Annotated in this window: 13 protein-coding genes; 7 read left to right on the top strand and 6 right to left on the bottom strand. The window is 56.3% G+C overall.

Annotation, left to right across the window (positions count from 1 at the left end; genetic code table 11):
* Positions 1 to 167 precede the first annotated feature (167 nt).
* Positions 168 to 1,205, bottom strand: coding sequence for a LacI family DNA-binding transcriptional regulator (locus tag RMR16_RS17775; RefSeq protein WP_320198641.1), 1,038 nt, complete (start codon positions 1,203 to 1,205; stop codon positions 168 to 170).
* Between the two features lie 257 nt (positions 1,206 to 1,462).
* On the opposite strand from RMR16_RS17775, the gene RMR16_RS17780 reads away from it, so the two are divergent.
* The 5 genes from RMR16_RS17780 to RMR16_RS17800 all read left to right on the top strand — a co-directional run bounded on the left by RMR16_RS17780 (position 1,463) and on the right by RMR16_RS17800 (position 7,179).
* Positions 1,463 to 2,503, top strand: a complete 1,041-nt coding sequence (locus RMR16_RS17780; RefSeq protein ID WP_320198642.1) for an ABC transporter substrate-binding protein — start codon at positions 1,463 to 1,465, stop codon at positions 2,501 to 2,503.
* A gap of 77 nt (positions 2,504 to 2,580) precedes the next feature.
* Entirely contained in the window at positions 2,581 to 3,396 is an 816-nt protein-coding gene (locus RMR16_RS17785) for an ATP-binding cassette domain-containing protein (RefSeq protein ID WP_320198643.1), read from the top strand.
* Positions 3,393 to 4,643: a sugar ABC transporter permease gene (locus RMR16_RS17790; protein ID WP_320198644.1), complete on the top strand. Its 1,251-nt coding sequence runs from the start codon at positions 3,393 to 3,395 to the stop codon at positions 4,641 to 4,643. Before RMR16_RS17785 ends, RMR16_RS17790 begins: the two co-directional genes overlap by 4 nt.
* A 119-nt stretch (positions 4,644 to 4,762) precedes the next feature.
* Positions 4,763 to 5,491 carry an SDR family oxidoreductase gene (locus RMR16_RS17795; protein WP_320198645.1) on the top strand — a complete coding sequence of 243 codons (729 nt, stop codon included), beginning with the start codon at positions 4,763 to 4,765 and terminating at the stop codon, positions 5,489 to 5,491.
* A gap of 50 nt (positions 5,492 to 5,541) precedes the next feature.
* Complete coding sequence (locus RMR16_RS17800) at positions 5,542 to 7,179, top strand: FGGY-family carbohydrate kinase (RefSeq protein ID WP_320198646.1); 1,638 nt, start codon at positions 5,542 to 5,544, stop codon at positions 7,177 to 7,179.
* A 186-nt stretch (positions 7,180 to 7,365) separates the two neighbouring features.
* Here the strand turns inward: RMR16_RS17800 and RMR16_RS17805 are convergent, their stop codons facing one another.
* The 5 genes from RMR16_RS17805 to RMR16_RS17825 all read right to left on the bottom strand — a co-directional run bounded on the left by RMR16_RS17805 (position 7,366) and on the right by RMR16_RS17825 (position 13,191).
* Positions 7,366 to 8,352, bottom strand: coding sequence for a LacI family DNA-binding transcriptional regulator (locus RMR16_RS17805; RefSeq protein WP_320198647.1), 987 nt, complete (start codon positions 8,350 to 8,352; stop codon positions 7,366 to 7,368).
* Between the two features lie 81 nt (positions 8,353 to 8,433).
* Positions 8,434 to 9,324, bottom strand: a complete 891-nt coding sequence (locus RMR16_RS17810; protein ID WP_320198648.1) for an SMP-30/gluconolactonase/LRE family protein — start codon at positions 9,322 to 9,324, stop codon at positions 8,434 to 8,436.
* A 135-nt stretch (positions 9,325 to 9,459) separates the two neighbouring features.
* Complete coding sequence (locus RMR16_RS17815) at positions 9,460 to 10,560, bottom strand: ABC transporter substrate-binding protein (protein ID WP_320198649.1); 1,101 nt, start codon at positions 10,558 to 10,560, stop codon at positions 9,460 to 9,462.
* A gap of 49 nt (positions 10,561 to 10,609) precedes the next feature.
* Complete coding sequence (locus RMR16_RS17820; RefSeq protein WP_320198650.1) at positions 10,610 to 11,677, bottom strand: ABC transporter permease; 1,068 nt, start codon at positions 11,675 to 11,677, stop codon at positions 10,610 to 10,612.
* A gap of 17 nt (positions 11,678 to 11,694) precedes the next feature.
* Entirely contained in the window at positions 11,695 to 13,191 is a 1,497-nt protein-coding gene (locus tag RMR16_RS17825) for a sugar ABC transporter ATP-binding protein (protein WP_320198651.1), read from the bottom strand.
* Positions 13,192 to 13,380: 189 nt separating this feature from the next.
* Between RMR16_RS17825 and RMR16_RS17830 the strand changes: the two genes are divergently transcribed.
* Positions 13,381 to 14,328, top strand: coding sequence for a 2-hydroxyacid dehydrogenase (locus RMR16_RS17830; RefSeq protein ID WP_320198652.1), 948 nt, complete (start codon positions 13,381 to 13,383; stop codon positions 14,326 to 14,328).
* Between the two features lie 8 nt (positions 14,329 to 14,336).
* Positions 14,337 to 15,368 carry an L-idonate 5-dehydrogenase gene (locus RMR16_RS17835; protein ID WP_320198653.1) on the top strand — a complete coding sequence of 344 codons (1,032 nt, stop codon included), beginning with the start codon at positions 14,337 to 14,339 and terminating at the stop codon, positions 15,366 to 15,368.
* The last annotated feature ends 30 nt before the right edge of the window (positions 15,369 to 15,398 follow it).

A 15,398-nucleotide genomic window follows, 5' to 3' on the forward strand; every position in this document is an offset into this window, starting at 1 on the left:
CTACGGCGGGAATTTCCCGTGCGTGCGTTCGGGGTTGGTGGAGACTTGCACCTCGCTATTCGACAGAAATAAAGGGGATTTCTAGCAGATCCCCAATGATCTGCGCTTTACCAACCCTGTCGCTATTTTTGCGGCAGCCCCGGTCCTGGTCGCACACAATAAGGCTTCTAATATACTGGTACGGGCTGATCACCTGTCACGAAGATCGGTGGGACCTGTATAACCGTTGTGCTGGACGCCCCGCTGTCGATGATTGTAAATATCTCGGTCAACATGCCTTGAACGTCCTGCCGAACCATCTCTATCTTGTCTCCCAATAAATCGGCGAACGGATCCCAATCGAAACACCCGATCAGAGGTGATTGCTCTTTATAGTGGCCCGACCGCTTGATCCATCGCATGACACCTTCCAGCGAGATCGTGGAGTTTACGAACATACCGCTCGGCAGATGTCCTTCCGACGTCGCGAGTGCCGCCAGCGATCCCTCAGCTTTTTCAGGGGCATAGCCACTTGCCAGAATATGGCTTTCGTCGACGCGAACGCCGATATCTTGGTGGGCAGCGCGAAATCCGCGAATGCGCTCGGATGTGTTATGGTCGCTTGCGCGGCCGCCGATGAAAAGAAGCGGTTGTGCCGCGCCGTGCTCGTGTTTGCTTTTGATGAGAATACGCCTTGTCAATTCCCGCGCGCCGCCGAAGTTGTCGGAAATGATCGATGGCGCCTTCGTTCCGGGAAGATCAAGGTTCAAACTTCCCACCCCAGCTGCAATACACATGTCACTGATATGGTCCGGATCCGTCGCGCCGGTCGCGACCAGCCATTCAACCTGATAGGAAAGCATGGCGCGGGCCGCTTCGATCTCCAGCTCAGGATCACGACGGGTGCAGGTGATGATCGGAAATAGTCCGCGCGCGCGCGCCATGGTTTCGAATGTCTCGACAATTGAACCAAAATACCGATTGTCGTACTTCGGCACGATCATGCCGATGATTTTCGAGTTGTCCCGTCTGAGCAAACTCGCCTGCATGTTAACCGCATAACCCTGTTCGTCGGCGATGCGATTGATGCGCTCCGCAAGCGCAATGCTAATCCTGCGTTTTTTCCAACTCCCGTTGAGGACAGCACTGACGGCGCTGGCAGACGTTCCCGCAAGTTCGGCCAGATCGTAGATCGTCGTCTTCTTTGTAAGCTTTTTCTGATTCACGGGCGTCTCCATTTCAAACTCAACTTGACACCATTATGACTTCGTGACAAATATGCTCCATCGATTGAGCAACCTGCGCAATCGATGAAATTGGTTGACTGTGGAGGGTCGATCGGGAGCATTTGCGAAAACCGGTAGTGTTGGTCGTGTTGGAACATCCAGCTCGCGCAGACAAGGCGCGTGCCGCTGTGGCGCAGCCCCTGACAGTAAAACCGGAATGCTTCTCTCGACATGGTTATATATCAAAGGAGGAGACTATGAATTTTCGCTCAACAATGATGGCATCGGCTGCGCTTGCCATGCTCACTGGCTCTGCATACGCGCAGGATGCAGCAACGGTCGCGTTCCTGATGCCTGATCAGGCATCGACGCGTTATGAAAATCACGATTATCCGGGTTTCAAGGCTGAGATGGCTAAGCTCTGCGCTAAGTGCACGGTCATCTATCAGAACGCCAATGGCGATACAGCGCTTCAGCAACAGCAGTTCAACTCGGTCATTGCGCAAGGTGCCAAAGTTATCGTGCTCGACCCCGTCGATTCGGCAGCAGCAGCCGCCTTGGTCGAAATCGCGCAGTCCCAGGACATCAAGGTCATCGCCTATGACCGTCCGATCCCCGCAAAGCCTGCCGACTTCTACGTCTCTTTCGACAATGAAGGCATCGGCCACGCAATCGCCCAGTCACTCGTGGAGCATCTGAAGGCTTCGGGCGTTCCCGCAGGCGCAGGCGTCTTGCAGATAAACGGGTCTCCAACGGATGCGGCCGCCGGCCTTATTCGCGACGGTATTCATAGCGGACTGAAAGATTCCGGCTACAAGACTCTCGCCGAATTCGACACTCCGGAATGGGCACCACCAAAGGCGCAGGAATGGGCGTCTGGCCAGATCACCCGTTTTGGTGGCGACATCAAGGGCGTGGTCGCAGCCAATGACGGCACCGGCGGCGGAGCGATTGCAGCCTTCAAGGCTGCTGGCGTCAATCCCGTTCCGCCGGTAACCGGCAATGATGCGACGATTGCAGCTCTGCAACTGATTATTTCCGGTGATCAGTACAACACGATCTCCAAGCCATCGGAAGTCGTTGCCGCCGCCGCCGCCAAGGTTGCGGTTCAGCTTCTCAAGGGTGAAAAGCCTGAAGCCAAGACCTCGCTGTACGACACCCCATCCGAGCTTTTTATCCCTGCGGTTGTCACAGCCAAAAACATCAAGGCTGAAATCTTCGACAAGAAGATTCAGACGGCGGCAGAGGTATGCACAGGCGAATATGCCGAAGGCTGCAAGAAACTCGGCATCCAGTAAGACATCTCCCAAGGATGTCCGGTCGGGCCATGTGCCCGGCCGGGCTGACCCCTAAAAGCAAAAAAGAGTGTCAATCCATGGCCCAAGATCCGGCCCCCAAAAAGGGCGACCCTATTCTTCGCCTGAGCAATATTTCCAAAAACTTCGGGGCGGTCTCGGCACTGACCGACATTGATCTTGAAGTGCGTGCTGGAGAGGTTGTTGCCCTCGTTGGCGACAACGGCGCCGGCAAATCCACTTTGATCAAAGTACTGGCTGGCGTTCATCAACCGACCTCCGGCACCATCGAATTTTGTGGCAAAGAGGTTTCTCTGGATAGCCCCAGCCGGGCGCTTGAGCTTGGGATTGCAACCGTCTTTCAGGATCTCGCTTTGTGCGAAAATCTCGACGTCGTAGCCAATCTTTTCCTTGGCCATGAAATATCGCCCTGGAACCTCGATGAAGTCGCCATGGAAGTTCGCGCCTGGACGCTTCTCAAGGAACTGGCGGCGCGCATTCCCTCCGTCCGCGAGCCTATAGCGTCGCTTTCGGGTGGCCAGCGCCAGACCGTCGCGATTGCGCGTTCACTTCTTCTCGACCCGAAGATCATCATGCTCGACGAGCCGACCGCAGCACTGGGTGTCGCCCAGACGGCAGAGGTCTTGAACCTCATCGAGCGGGTTCGGGATCGCGGGCTTGGTGTCATCATCATCAGCCACAATATGGAAGATGTCCGCGCCGTTGCCGACCGTGTGGTTGTGTTGCGCCTTGGTCGCAACAACGGCATTTTCAGCCCTGATGCGTCCAATCAGGAACTCGTGGCATCCATCACAGGAGCCACAGAAAATTCCGTGTCCCGTCGCCTCGACCGCAAGTCGGGTCATCCTACAGAAAACAGCGGGAGCACCGCATGAACCAGAACAACTCAAACAAGGGTCAGGCCCTTGATCGCAGCGATGAACGTGTCAGCCATAATGATGGCCTGTCGGGCATGGTGCAGAGCTTCATCAACCGTGTACGCTCGGGCGATCTGGGCATGCTGCCGGTCGCCATCGGGTTGATCGTCATCTCGACGGTCTTCAGTGTTCTCAATCCGGTTTTTCTGGCACCGAACAATCTGGTCAACCTGCTGTTCGATTGCGCCACCGTCGGCATCATTTCGCTCGGGATCGTCTGTGTCCTGCTTTTGGGAGAGATCGATCTGTCGGTCGGTTCCATGAGCGGCCTGTCATCGGCCATCATTGGCGTGCTGTGGGTCAATTCCGGCCTTCCCGTCATCGTTGCGATCTTTGCTGCTCTTCTGACCGGTGCGCTAGTGGGTGCGCTTTATGCGCAGATGTACAATCGTCTGGGAATGCCGAGCTTTGTGGCCACCCTCGCCGGATTGCTCGCACTGCTTGGTCTCCAGCTTTACATTCTTGGCCCGACAGGCAGCATCAATCTGCCCTATGCCTCACCTCTGGTTCGTTTCGGCCAAATCCTGGTGATGCCGGACTGGATATCCCATGCTCTGGCGCTGATGCCCGGTTTGGTGATGGTCGTTGCGGGATTGCTGATCCGCAAGCGCCGCGAAGCAGTTAACCTTTCCTCGCAACCACTTGGCAATCTGCTTGTCAAATCCGCCGTCCTCACCGTCGTGCTGGAAGCCGCCGTCTATTACCTGAACCTCGGTCGGGGGGTGCCATGGATGTTTGGTTTGTTCGTCGCCCTGGTGGTTATCTTGAACTACGCGCTGACGAAGACGCAATGGGGTCGCTCGATGTTTGCCGTTGGTGGCAATCGGGAAGCAGCACGCCGTTCGGGCATCAATGTCCGCCGGATTTATCTCAGTGCCTTCATGCTGTGCTCAACACTTGGCGCACTTGGTGGCGTCCTGTCTGCATCACGTCTTGCCTCGTCCAGTCAGCAGGCGGGAACAGGGGATGTCAACCTCAACGCGATTGCAGCAGCGGTCATCGGGGGAACCAGCCTTTTTGGCGGTCGTGGCAGTGCCTACTCTGCACTTCTTGGCATTATCGTCATTCAGGCGATTTCCAACGGTCTGACCCTTTTGAACCTCAACTCGTCACTGCGCTACATGATTACCGGCGCCGTTCTGGCAATTGCAGTCATCGTCGATTCGCTTGCACGCCGATCGCGTGTCAGCCATGGCCGTGCCTAGCGCATCGGCAGGAAAGTCAGAGCCGGTTTTCGTAAAGCATGATGCGTAGATTCAATAAGTGAGAGTGTCCTTTGTGCGTCCTGAAGGACGCAAGCGCTCTAGGAAGTGGAGAAGAAATTATGGCTGAACTCATGAAGGGCAAGGTTGCCGCAATCACCGGTGCAGCATCCGGCATCGGCCTCGAATGCGCCAGAACCCTTTTGGCGGAAGGTGCAACCGTTGTCCTGATCGACCGCGCTGCCGACAAGCTGGAAACGCTGTGCCGGGAACTCGGTGATCGCGCCAAGCCGCTGGTGGTTGATCTGCTGAACGGTGAGGACCTGTCGGCCATTTTGCCGCGTATCCTTGAACTTGCCGGTGGCCTCGACATCTTTCACGCAAATGCCGGCGGCTATATTGGCGGGCCGGTTGCAGAAGGCAATCCGGATGCCTGGGACCGTATGCTGAACCTCAATATCAATGCGGCCTTCCGCTCGGTTCACGCAGTTCTACCGCATATGATCGCGCAAAAATCAGGTGATATCCTGTTTACCAGCTCGATTGCGGGCGTCGTTCCTGTCGTTTGGGAGCCTATCTATACCGCCTCGAAATTTGCGGTGCAGGCCTTCGTTCATTCGACACGTCGGCAGGTCGCCCCCCATGGCGTGCGCGTCGGTGCCGTCTTGCCTGGTCCCGTCGTCACGGCGCTGCTCGATGATTGGCCGAAGGCCAAAATGGATGAGGCGTTGGCAAATGGCAGTCTTATGCAGCCGAAAGAAGTCGCTGACGCGGTTCTGTTTATGCTGTCGAGACCCCGCAACGTCACCATTCGCGATCTCGTCATTCTTCCCAATAGCGTCGATCTCTGATCGACGTCTCCGTCCCTTTGTCATTTAAAGACCAGCAAGAGCCCAATACCATGACCTCTTCACACGTGACGTCAAAGTCAGATTCCTCGCGCTATCTCATCGGTGTGGATGTCGGAACGGGCAGTGCGCGTGCGGGGATTTTTGATCTCGACGGCAACATGCTGGCCGTGGCCAAACGCGACATTTCCCTGTTCCGTGAAGCCGGTGGGCTTGTGGAGCAGTCCAGCGCCGAAATCTGGGATGCGGTCTGCACCGTCGTCCGTGAAACGATTGCCATGTCCGCTGTCGATCCAGCACTGGTGGTCGGACTTGGATTTGACGCAACCTGCTCGCTGGTCGTGGTAGGCAAGGATGGACGGTCTCTTCCGGTCGGCCCTTCCGAAGATGAAAAACGGGACATTATCGTCTGGATGGATCACCGCGCGGTTGATGAGGCGGAGCGCATAAATGCCTTGGGTCATGATGTTTTGCGTTATGTCGGAGGCCGGATTTCCCCTGAGATGGAAACCCCGAAGATACTGTGGCTTAAAGAAAATCGACCTGAGATATTCGATGCCACATGGCAGTTTTTCGATCTCGCCGATTTTCTGACCTGGAAGTCCAGCGGCGATCTTTCGCGCTCGACCTGCACGGTGACTTGCAAATGGACTTATCTTGCCCACGAGCAGAGATGGGATCCGAGCTATTTTGAAAACATTGGCCTCGGGGTTCTCGCAGATGAAGGCTTTTCTCGAATCGGAACGCACATCGTTGAACCAGGAACACGACTTGGTCAGGGGCTGACTCCAGAGGCCGCCGCTGCGATGGGGCTAAATCCCGGGACAGCGGTTGCCGCCGGTATGATCGATGCCCATGCCGGAGGTATTGGCACGGTTGGTGTTCTGGATGGCGCGGCATCCAATCTGGCCTACGTTTTCGGAACATCCTCTTGCACAATGACATCTACCGCAGCACCGGTTTTCGTGCCGGGCGTGTGGGGGCCCTATTTCTCCGCCATGGTGCCAGGCATGTGGTTAAATGAGGGCGGGCAGAGTGCAGCCGGCTCCGCAATTGACCACTTGCTGGCATTCCACCCGGCGGCTGCAGATGCGAGAGCGGAGGCCACATCATTCGGCACGTCATTACCAAGTTTCATCGCCAGCGCAGCCGCATCGCGAGTCGGCTCTCTATCTGACGCTGTTCGGCTCGCTAAGGGGCTTCATGTCGTGCCAGAATTTCTGGGCAATCGTGCACCATTTGCCGATCCGCACGCGCGTGGCGTCATCGCAGGCCTTGGTGTGGATCAGGATTTCGAAAGCCTGGTCGCTCTCTATGTTGCAGGCCTCTGCGGCATTGGTTATGGACTCCGACAGATCATCGATGCTCAGGCTGAGGCAGGTGCACATGTGAAGCGCGTCGTCATTAGTGGTGGTGCTGGCCAGCATGATCTGGTTCGCCAAATTCTGGCCGACGCGTGTGGAAAGCAGGTGGTCGCCACGCAGTCAGACGAACCGGTATTGCTTGGTTCTGCAATCCTCGGTGCCGTCGCAAGCGGCGCATTCGCAGATATTGCATCTGCCATGAAAAGCATGAGCCAAGCCCAACATATCTATGATCCAGTCGCGGGCGATATCGCCAGTGCCCACGCGCAGCGTTATCAAAGCTTTCAGATGCTCCAACAGCAAGCGCGATTGCTCAGAACACATTAAATCACAGCCAAGAGATAACCGTTTTTGCGATGGATATGCTTGATAAGAAGGCAGGAAGCATCTGCACGGCACTTTTATAGCAGCTCAGCTGTCCTGCGCTTAAAAACAGGAACAGCTGGTTAAACGTGACCATCACTCAAAGCATGAGGCTGGCTGGCTGCGGTACAGTCGGCTTTTAAATGGCGATCACCGACTGGTTTCTCGCACGATCAACTGGGGACGAATTGTGACGTCGGGAATGTTGTCTTTGTGGTCAAGTAAATCAAGGATCAGCGAGCCTGTGCGTGCACCGATCTGGCGGGCGTGCGCGTTGATGGTTGTCAATGCGGGAACAGAGATTCCGCCGATCTCATAATCACCGAAACCGCCGATGGCCATGAGATCGGGGACCGCGACACCACGGCGTTGACATTCCGTCAGGGCGCCAAACGCCGAAAGGTCGGAGACACAGATGACCGCTTCGGTGTCTGGAAACTCCGACAGAAGGCGGGCCATGGCATTGGCCCCTTCGCGCATGGAAATTGGTGGAGGACCGGCATCGATGAGCCGCGAAGCATCCAGCCCGTGATCATTCAGGGCGGTGATGAAGCCTAACCTACGGTCGCTGCCACGCGTGTCGCGGCTCACATCACCGCCGATAAAGGCGATGCGGCGATAGCCGACGTTTACGAAATGATCCACCATGCTGCGGACCGCATCAGCGTTCGAGAAACCGACAAAATGCCCTATCGGTTCAGCGGGCATATCCCATGTCTCGATAACGGGGATATTGGAGTTCTCCAGCAGCTTTCTGGCCCGCCGTGTGTGTTTGCCGCCGGTGACCGCGATGGCCTGCGGCTTACGGCGCAGGAGTTGCTCGATCAAGCGCTCCTCTTCCTGCATGTCGTAATTCGTGTAGCCGAGGAGTATCTGGAATCCTCGCGCATTCAGCACTTCCGACAACCCACCCACAGTATCGGCAAAGTTGGCATTATTGATCGAAGGAATGGTAACAGCGATGAAATCGGTTTTTTGTGAACGCAGGTTCGAGGCTGTCGCGTCGAACATATAGCCTAGTTCGTCGGCAGCCTTCAGAATTGCATCGCGCGTGGCTTCGTTGATCAGGCTTCCCGATTTGAACGCACGCGAAACCGTCATAGGTGACACACCCGTTTTGCGGGCGATATCTGCCATGGTCGGAGATCTGTCGTTGCGTATTCTGGGCTGCTTCATGTGCTGATGACCACTTCCCGCACTCTCTCTATCGGTTTGGACTCACTTGCCGCGAATAGCGAGTGATACGGAATATATGGAGGTCGTGGCCGTTATAAACAGCCGATGTCCATGACGACCACCGAAACACAGGTTCGATACCAATTCCGGTACGAGAATTTTACCGAGACGATGCCCGTCTGGAGCAATGCAATGGACGCCATCACCAGCCGACGACCACAGATTGCCCGCGGCATCAACCCGCATACCATCCGCCGCGCCGGGTGCAATGGCATGAAAAACATCGCCACCTTTGAGCGCCCAGCCCTCACCAACGTCGAAAGCACGAATATGCTGCGGATCGCTTGAGAACATACGACCCGTATCAGCAACATAAAGACGCTTCTCGTCCGGACTGAATGCAAGGCCGTTCGGCCCATTGAAGTCGGTCAGGACAGCCCGGATTTCACCCGACTGGCCATCAACGCGGTAGACATTGCAGGGCAATTCCTGCTCGGATTTCGTGCCTTCATAATCTGTGGAAATGCCATAATGCGGATCGGAAAACCAGATCGCGTCGTCGGAGGCCACAATCACGTCGTTCGGGGAATTGAGACGTTTTCCCTCGTAGCGATCAGCAATGACGGTGATCGTTCCATCATGCTCGGTGCGGGTCACGCGGCGCGTGCCATGTTCGCAACTGACGAGACGGCCCTGCCGGTCGCGGGTGTGACCGTTGGAAAAATTGGACGGTTCGCGAAACGTGGTGATGCCGGAGACAGGGCTCCAGCGCAGAATGCGATTGTTGGGTATATCGGAAAACAACAGGCAATCGTGATCGCCGAACCAGACCGGCCCTTCGACCCAATCGAACCCGGTGGCGAGTTTTTTCAGTGGCGCATTGCCAAGCACGAACCGCGAAAATACCGGGTCATCCACTTCGAAAAACGACATAAAGCCAACTCTTCCCTTAAAACACGTTGCGGCGCAAAATACGCATACCACGACGCACGACAAGGCCGTGCATGTGGTATGCAGATATCTGTTCCGGAAGGAGTTGTCCTCCTCCCGGAACAAGGTGCGAATATCTTATTTGCCCCAGATCTTCTTGTATTCGTTGCGATAACCATTGTCGGGATCAAACGTATTCTTTGGTCCACCATCGAACTCGACGTTATCGACTGTTACAACATGCAGCGGCGAGACGTAACCGGACCACTTTACCCCTGCAAAGGAACGATTGAGTTCATCGACAAGCTGCCAACCCTGGAGATTGAGAGGCTCGGCAACCGTGACGGACTGATATTGCTTGGCGCGGATTCGCTGATAGGCACTTTCTGAACCATCACCGGCAGCGACGCTTTTCGGTGCGCCGTCACCGGCAATTCCAGCAGCGGAAAGCGATGGCCCCATGAAGTCGAAATAGATATCGTTGATCGCCAGCGAGTGGGTCCACTTTGCTCCGTATTTCTGCAACAGCGTGGTTGTCAGCTGCGGCATACGCTGCGACGTTTCGGCAATCGGGGTGTCGACATATTCCAGGACGGTGCCGCCGAGTGCCTCAATCTCCGCCTTCATCTTGTCGGCTTTGGCAATCGCGATGGCATATGTGGAATCGGTGAAGATAATCACGCCCGGCTTACCCTTGGCATCAACGAATGCATAGTCAGCCGCAGCCTTGGAGACTTCCATGGCGTCCGTTGTGACGTTGGCGAAAACGCCGACTTCATCAACGGGACCGACGCCGGGTGCCGCGTGCCAGGCAACCATCGGAATACCGGCATTCTTCGCCTCAGCCATTGCCGGCTTTTGTTCAACCGCGTCAAACCCGGTGATGATGATACCGTTGGGTTTCAAAGTCAGGGCCTGACCGAAGGAGGCCGTGCGACCTTCGATAGAACCGGCGCTGTCCAGCACCGTCACTTTCCATCCAATGGCCTTGGCCGCTTCCTCGATGCCGTTGACGACGCCGAGAATACCACCGTTCTTCATATCGGCGGCGACCACGACAACGGATTTATCGGCGGCAGCTTTCGGCCCGCTTGTCGGACCATCCCACTTTTCAACCTTGCTGGCGTATTTATCGACAACGGCCTTGGCGTCGGTAAGCGCATCAGCGAAAACCGGACCCGCCATCACGATGGCAATCAGGGCCGATGCAGTCGTGGCTAGAAAATCTCTGCGTTTCATAGTTTATCCTCCCATTGAACATGAACTGATCTGCGATGCACTTGGTCTATCAGGATGACTTTTCTGCTGGTGGCGGTGAAATGCCTTTGGGCTTGAGTGCGCCGACAATTCCCCTGCGGCGCTGGGCATAACCAGCGATGCCAATGGCAACCAGCAGCGTGACGCCATTAAAGAGTGGTTCGACAAAGAAAGAGCCGCCAAACTGCTGAATACCCGCGATACCGACGGCAAGGATGATAACCCCGGTCATCGTGCCCCAGACATTGACCCGCCCCGGCTTGATGGTGGTCGAGCCTAGAAATGCTCCGACCAGCGCAGGAAGCAAATATTCCAGCCCAACGCTTGCCTGACCGATGCGCAGCCGGGACGCCAGAAGCACACCGGCCACAGCCGACAGCACGCCAGAGACAATGAAAGCACCAACGACGAACTTGCGAACAGGGATACCATTCAGCGCTGCGGCCTTGGGGTTGGCACCAATCGCGTAGGTGTAACGGCCAATCGGCAGATATTCGAGCACGATCCACATGATGAGTGCCAGTGCCAGCACGTAGAAGCCGGTAATCGGCAGGCCGAAAAGAAGCGTTCCGTTGAGCGCAAGGAACCCATCCGGCAGCACACCCACCACCTGGCGACCGCCCGTGTACCAAAGCGCGATAGCATAGATGACCGTGCCAGTACCCAAGGTCGCGATGAAGCTGTCAATCTTGGCGACCTCAACGAGAAGGCCATTGAGCAACCCCGTCAAAGCCCCGAGCACCAAGACAACCAACACGGCAATCGGCCATGGAAATCCGTACATGGTTTGCAGGCTGATCGCCAAAATATGCCACAACACGATGCCGTAGCCGATTGTCAGGTCGATACGACCGCAGGCCATGGGAATCATCGCCGCAAGCGACAAAATGGCAATGATGGTCTTGTTGGCAATGATCGAGCGCAGGTTGAGCAGCGTCGGAAACGTATCGGACAAGAGGACCGAAAAAACCAGAATAAGCAGCACCGTCAGGATCACGAGACCGTAGACGGGCAACAGGCGCTTCAATTTTTCGCCTGTCGACAGACCCTGAAGCTCTGATTTTGTGGGTTCAAGCGCGTTGGATTGAATGGATTGCATGGTCTTTCTCCAGAAAATCAGGCCACTTCGGAAGCGGAGGCCGCAGCAATGACAGCTGACGTGGTCAGTTCGGTGCCGGTAAGCTCACGCACGATCGTCCCGCGCGAAAAGACGAGCGCACGGTGGCAGATATGAGCGATCTCTTCGAAGTCGGTGGAAATCACCAGAACAGCGAGCCCGCTTTCAACAGCTGCGGCGATCAGCCGATAGATATCGGCCTTCGCACCGACATCGACGCCCGCGGTCGGGTCTTCGGCGATCAGAAACTTGCGCCCGGTTGTCAGCCAGCGACCAACGACAACTTTTTGCTGGTTGCCGCCGGACAGCGCTTCAATTGCCAGTGACTGATCGTTTGGTCGCAAGCCCACCGTTTCACCAATGGCCCTTGCCATCTCCGCCTCCCGCGCAGGGGACAAGAACGCTTTCAGACCGCGCCCGGAGGCCTTTGGATTGAGGAATGTATTTTCACGCAATGACAGTGACATGGCGACCGATTCTTCGGTACGGTCACGCGCAATCAGGCCGATGCCAGAGGCAATTGCTGTCTCGGGGTTTCGAAGGTCGGGCGTTATGCCACGGATCGTCACGTCTCCGGTGGCGGGCTCTGCACCGAACAACGCCCGGCCAATAAGTTCCTGCCCCGCTCCTCGCAATCCGACAAGCCCGAGCAGTTCGCCGTGCCTGAGATCGAAGGAAACCGGACCAGCACCACGGCAGGCCAGATCTTTGATATCGACCAGAACTTCGCCCGGCGTCGTATGGGCCTTGGCGAAAAGCTGATCCGCTTTTCGACCAACGATCATACGGATCAATTCGTCCGGGTTGGTGTCCTTGACTGGCGTATTTCCCACGAGGCAACCGTCGCGCAGCACGGCCACGCGATCCGCAATGCGGAAAATTTCGTCCAGACGATGCGACACGTAAATCATCGCCACACCGCGTTCCTTCAGCGGGCGAATAGCATCGAAAAGACGCTCGACCTCATTGGCGGGAAGGCTGGCAGTCGGCTCGTCCAGCACGAGAACGTCGGCTTCGACAGCCAGCGCCCGAGCGATGGCGACCAGCGATTTTTCTGTTCGGGTCAGGTTTTGCACCCGTGTCGAAGGATCGAAGTCACAACCTACGAGCTTTAGCGCCTCGGCGGTGCGCCGCGCCGTGGCATTCCAGTAGATCAATTTGCTGCGCAAGGAGAAGCCTTGGGCCAAACCAACATTTTCCGCCACGGTCATCCATTCGATAAGACCGAGATCCTGGTGAATGAACGCGACCGGCTGACGCTCGTTGGGCTTTGGAGGGCGGTGATGATAAGGCTCACCACAAAAAAGAATCTCGCCGCCATCAGGCTTATAGATTCCGGCCAGCGTCTTGATGAGCGTAGACTTGCCCGCACCATTTTCGCCGAGCAAAGCCAGAATCTCTCCGCGCCCCACCTCAAGCGACACATCCGTGAGCGCCTTCGTGCCTCCGAAATCCTTCGAGACGGCACGGAACTCCAGAAATTTACTGCTCCCCATCTGCTCCTCCCAAAGCGTGATTTCCAACGCTATGGTATCGATAACATATAAGTCAAGCGGGAAATTGCGGAGTGCATGTAACGAGCAACGCTTGAGTTCCATTTCGCCGATTTGTCGGAAAAATGGACTAGACAAAGCGACAAAGCTCATTATGTTATCGATAACAAAATTGGAATTGGAGGAAATATCTTGAGCACGATCGAAATCCTTCAGGTTGGCCCCTACCCTGCCTGGGACGAGGAGCGCCTGAACGCCAACTTCACCATGCACCGCTATTTCGAAGCCTCAGACAAGGCTGATTTCCTGAAGGAACATGGAAACGGCATTCGCGGCATTGCTACCCGTGGTGAACTGGGCGCCAACCGTGCAATGATCGACGCCTTGCCAAATCTTGAGGTCATCAGTGTCTATGGCGTAGGCTTCGATGCAGTGGATCTCAATGCCGCCCGCGAACGCGGGATTCGCGTCACCAACACACCTGACGTATTGACCAAGGACGTCGCTGATCTCGGCGTCGCCATGCTGCTGGCGCAGGCGCGCGGCGTGATCGGCGGCGAGAGCTGGGTTAAGAGCGGCAACTGGGCCTCGAAGGGTCTCTATCCGCTGAAATCCCGTGTCCATGGCAAGTCGGTCGGCGTGCTTGGTCTTGGCCGTATCGGCTTTGAGGTCGCCAAGCGTCTTGCTGGTTTCGATATGGATATTGCTTACAGCGATACCGGGCCGAAAGACTTTGCCAAGGACTGGACTTTCATTGCCGATACGGTCGAGCTTGCGGCACGCTCCGACTTCCTCTTTGTCACACTCGCGGCATCCGCCGAAACGCGCCATATCGTCGGCAGCAAGGTGATCGAAGCGCTGGGGCCGGAGGGAATGCTGATCAATATCTCCCGTGCTTCCAATATCGACGAAGAGGCTTTGCTCGACGCTTTGGAAAGCAAGAAACTCGGCTCTGCCGCACTCGACGTTTTCGAAGGCGAACCGAAACTCAATCCGCGATTCCTCGCTCTCGACAATGTGCTGTTACAGCCGCATATGGCGTCCGGCACCGTGGAAACCCGCAAGGCGATGGGTGCGCTCGTGTTTGAAAATCTCTCGGCGCATTTCACTGGCCGCCCTCTTCCCACTCCGGTTTTGTGAGGCATCCGATGAGAGCGATCGTTATTCATGCGCCAAAAGATTTGCGGATCGAAGAAAGCGCCGTTGAAGCACTTGGACCGGGCGAGGTGGAAATCCGCCTGGCCACCGGCGGCATATGTGGGTCTGACCTGCACTATTATGCCCATGGCGGCTTCGGCACCGTCCGCCTGAAAGAACCAATGATCCTTGGTCACGAGGTTTCTGGCCATGTTGCAGCACTTGGCGAAGGCGTCTCCGGGCTTGCAATCGGCGACCTCGTTGCCGTTTCACCGTCACGTCCCTGCGGTTCTTGCGAATATTGCCACAAAGGACTGCCGAACCATTGCTTCAACATGCGGTTCTATGGATCGGCCATGCCCTTCCCGCATATTCAGGGTGCGTTTCGCGAACGGCTGGTTGCCAAGGCCAGCCAGTGTGTGAAGGCGGAAGGTTTGACGGCGGGCGAAGCCGCGATGGCGGAGCCGCTTTCGGTCACGCTTCATGCAACGCGCCGCGCAGGTGAAATCCTGGGCAAGCGCGTTCTCATCACCGGTTGTGGGCCGATTGGCGCATTGTCAATTCTCGCCGCCCGTCGTGCCGGGGCCAGTGAGATCGTTGCTGCGGATATTTCTGAAAAGGCGCTGGGCTTTGCGCGCACCGTTGGTGCTGACCATACGGTAAACCTCTCTGAAAACCCGGAAGGCCTTGTGCCATATAGTCAGAACAAGGGCTATTTCGACGTTCTCTACGAATGCTCGGGTGCAGCACCCGCCCTTATCAGCGGCATCCAGGCGCTGCGTCCGCGTGGTGTTATCGTCCAGCTTGGCCTTGGTGGCGATATGTCGCTGCCCATGATGGCGATTACTGCCAAGGAACTGGACCTGCGAGGCTCCTTCCGTTTTCACGAGGAATTCGCCACCGCCGTCCGGTTGATGCAAGGCGGGCTGATTGATGTCAAACCATTGATCACCCACACATTGCCATTATCGGATGCACCCAAGGCTTTTGAAATTGCCTTGGATAAGGGGCAATCGATGAAAACCCAGATCGCCTTTAGTTAAGACCAAGCGATAAACGCTTCGGGAGGATAT

Origin of the sequence: Agrobacterium sp. rho-13.3, assembly GCF_033957765.2 — a bacterium.
Classification (GTDB): Bacteria; Pseudomonadota; Alphaproteobacteria; order Rhizobiales; family Rhizobiaceae; genus Agrobacterium.

Coding starts and splice junctions, on each gene's coding strand:
- RMR16_RS17785 (WP_320198643.1), top strand. CDS start 2,581: ATGGCCCAAGATCCGGCCCCCAAAAAGGGCGACCCTATTCTTCGCCTG.
- RMR16_RS17810 (WP_320198648.1), bottom strand. CDS start 9,324: ATGTCGTTTTTCGAAGTGGATGACCCGGTATTTTCGCGGTTCGTGCTT.
- RMR16_RS17835 (WP_320198653.1), top strand. CDS start 14,337: ATGAGAGCGATCGTTATTCATGCGCCAAAAGATTTGCGGATCGAAGAA.
- RMR16_RS17795 (WP_320198645.1), top strand. CDS start 4,763: ATGGCTGAACTCATGAAGGGCAAGGTTGCCGCAATCACCGGTGCAGCA.
- RMR16_RS17820 (WP_320198650.1), bottom strand. CDS start 11,677: ATGCAATCCATTCAATCCAACGCGCTTGAACCCACAAAATCAGAGCTT.
- RMR16_RS17815 (WP_320198649.1), bottom strand. CDS start 10,560: ATGAAACGCAGAGATTTTCTAGCCACGACTGCATCGGCCCTGATTGCC.
- RMR16_RS17825 (WP_320198651.1), bottom strand. CDS start 13,191: ATGGGGAGCAGTAAATTTCTGGAGTTCCGTGCCGTCTCGAAGGATTTC.
- RMR16_RS17805 (WP_320198647.1), bottom strand. CDS start 8,352: ATGGCAGATATCGCCCGCAAAACGGGTGTGTCACCTATGACGGTTTCG.
- RMR16_RS17780 (WP_320198642.1), top strand. CDS start 1,463: ATGAATTTTCGCTCAACAATGATGGCATCGGCTGCGCTTGCCATGCTC.
- RMR16_RS17800 (WP_320198646.1), top strand. CDS start 5,542: ATGACCTCTTCACACGTGACGTCAAAGTCAGATTCCTCGCGCTATCTC.
- RMR16_RS17790 (WP_320198644.1), top strand. CDS start 3,393: ATGAACCAGAACAACTCAAACAAGGGTCAGGCCCTTGATCGCAGCGAT.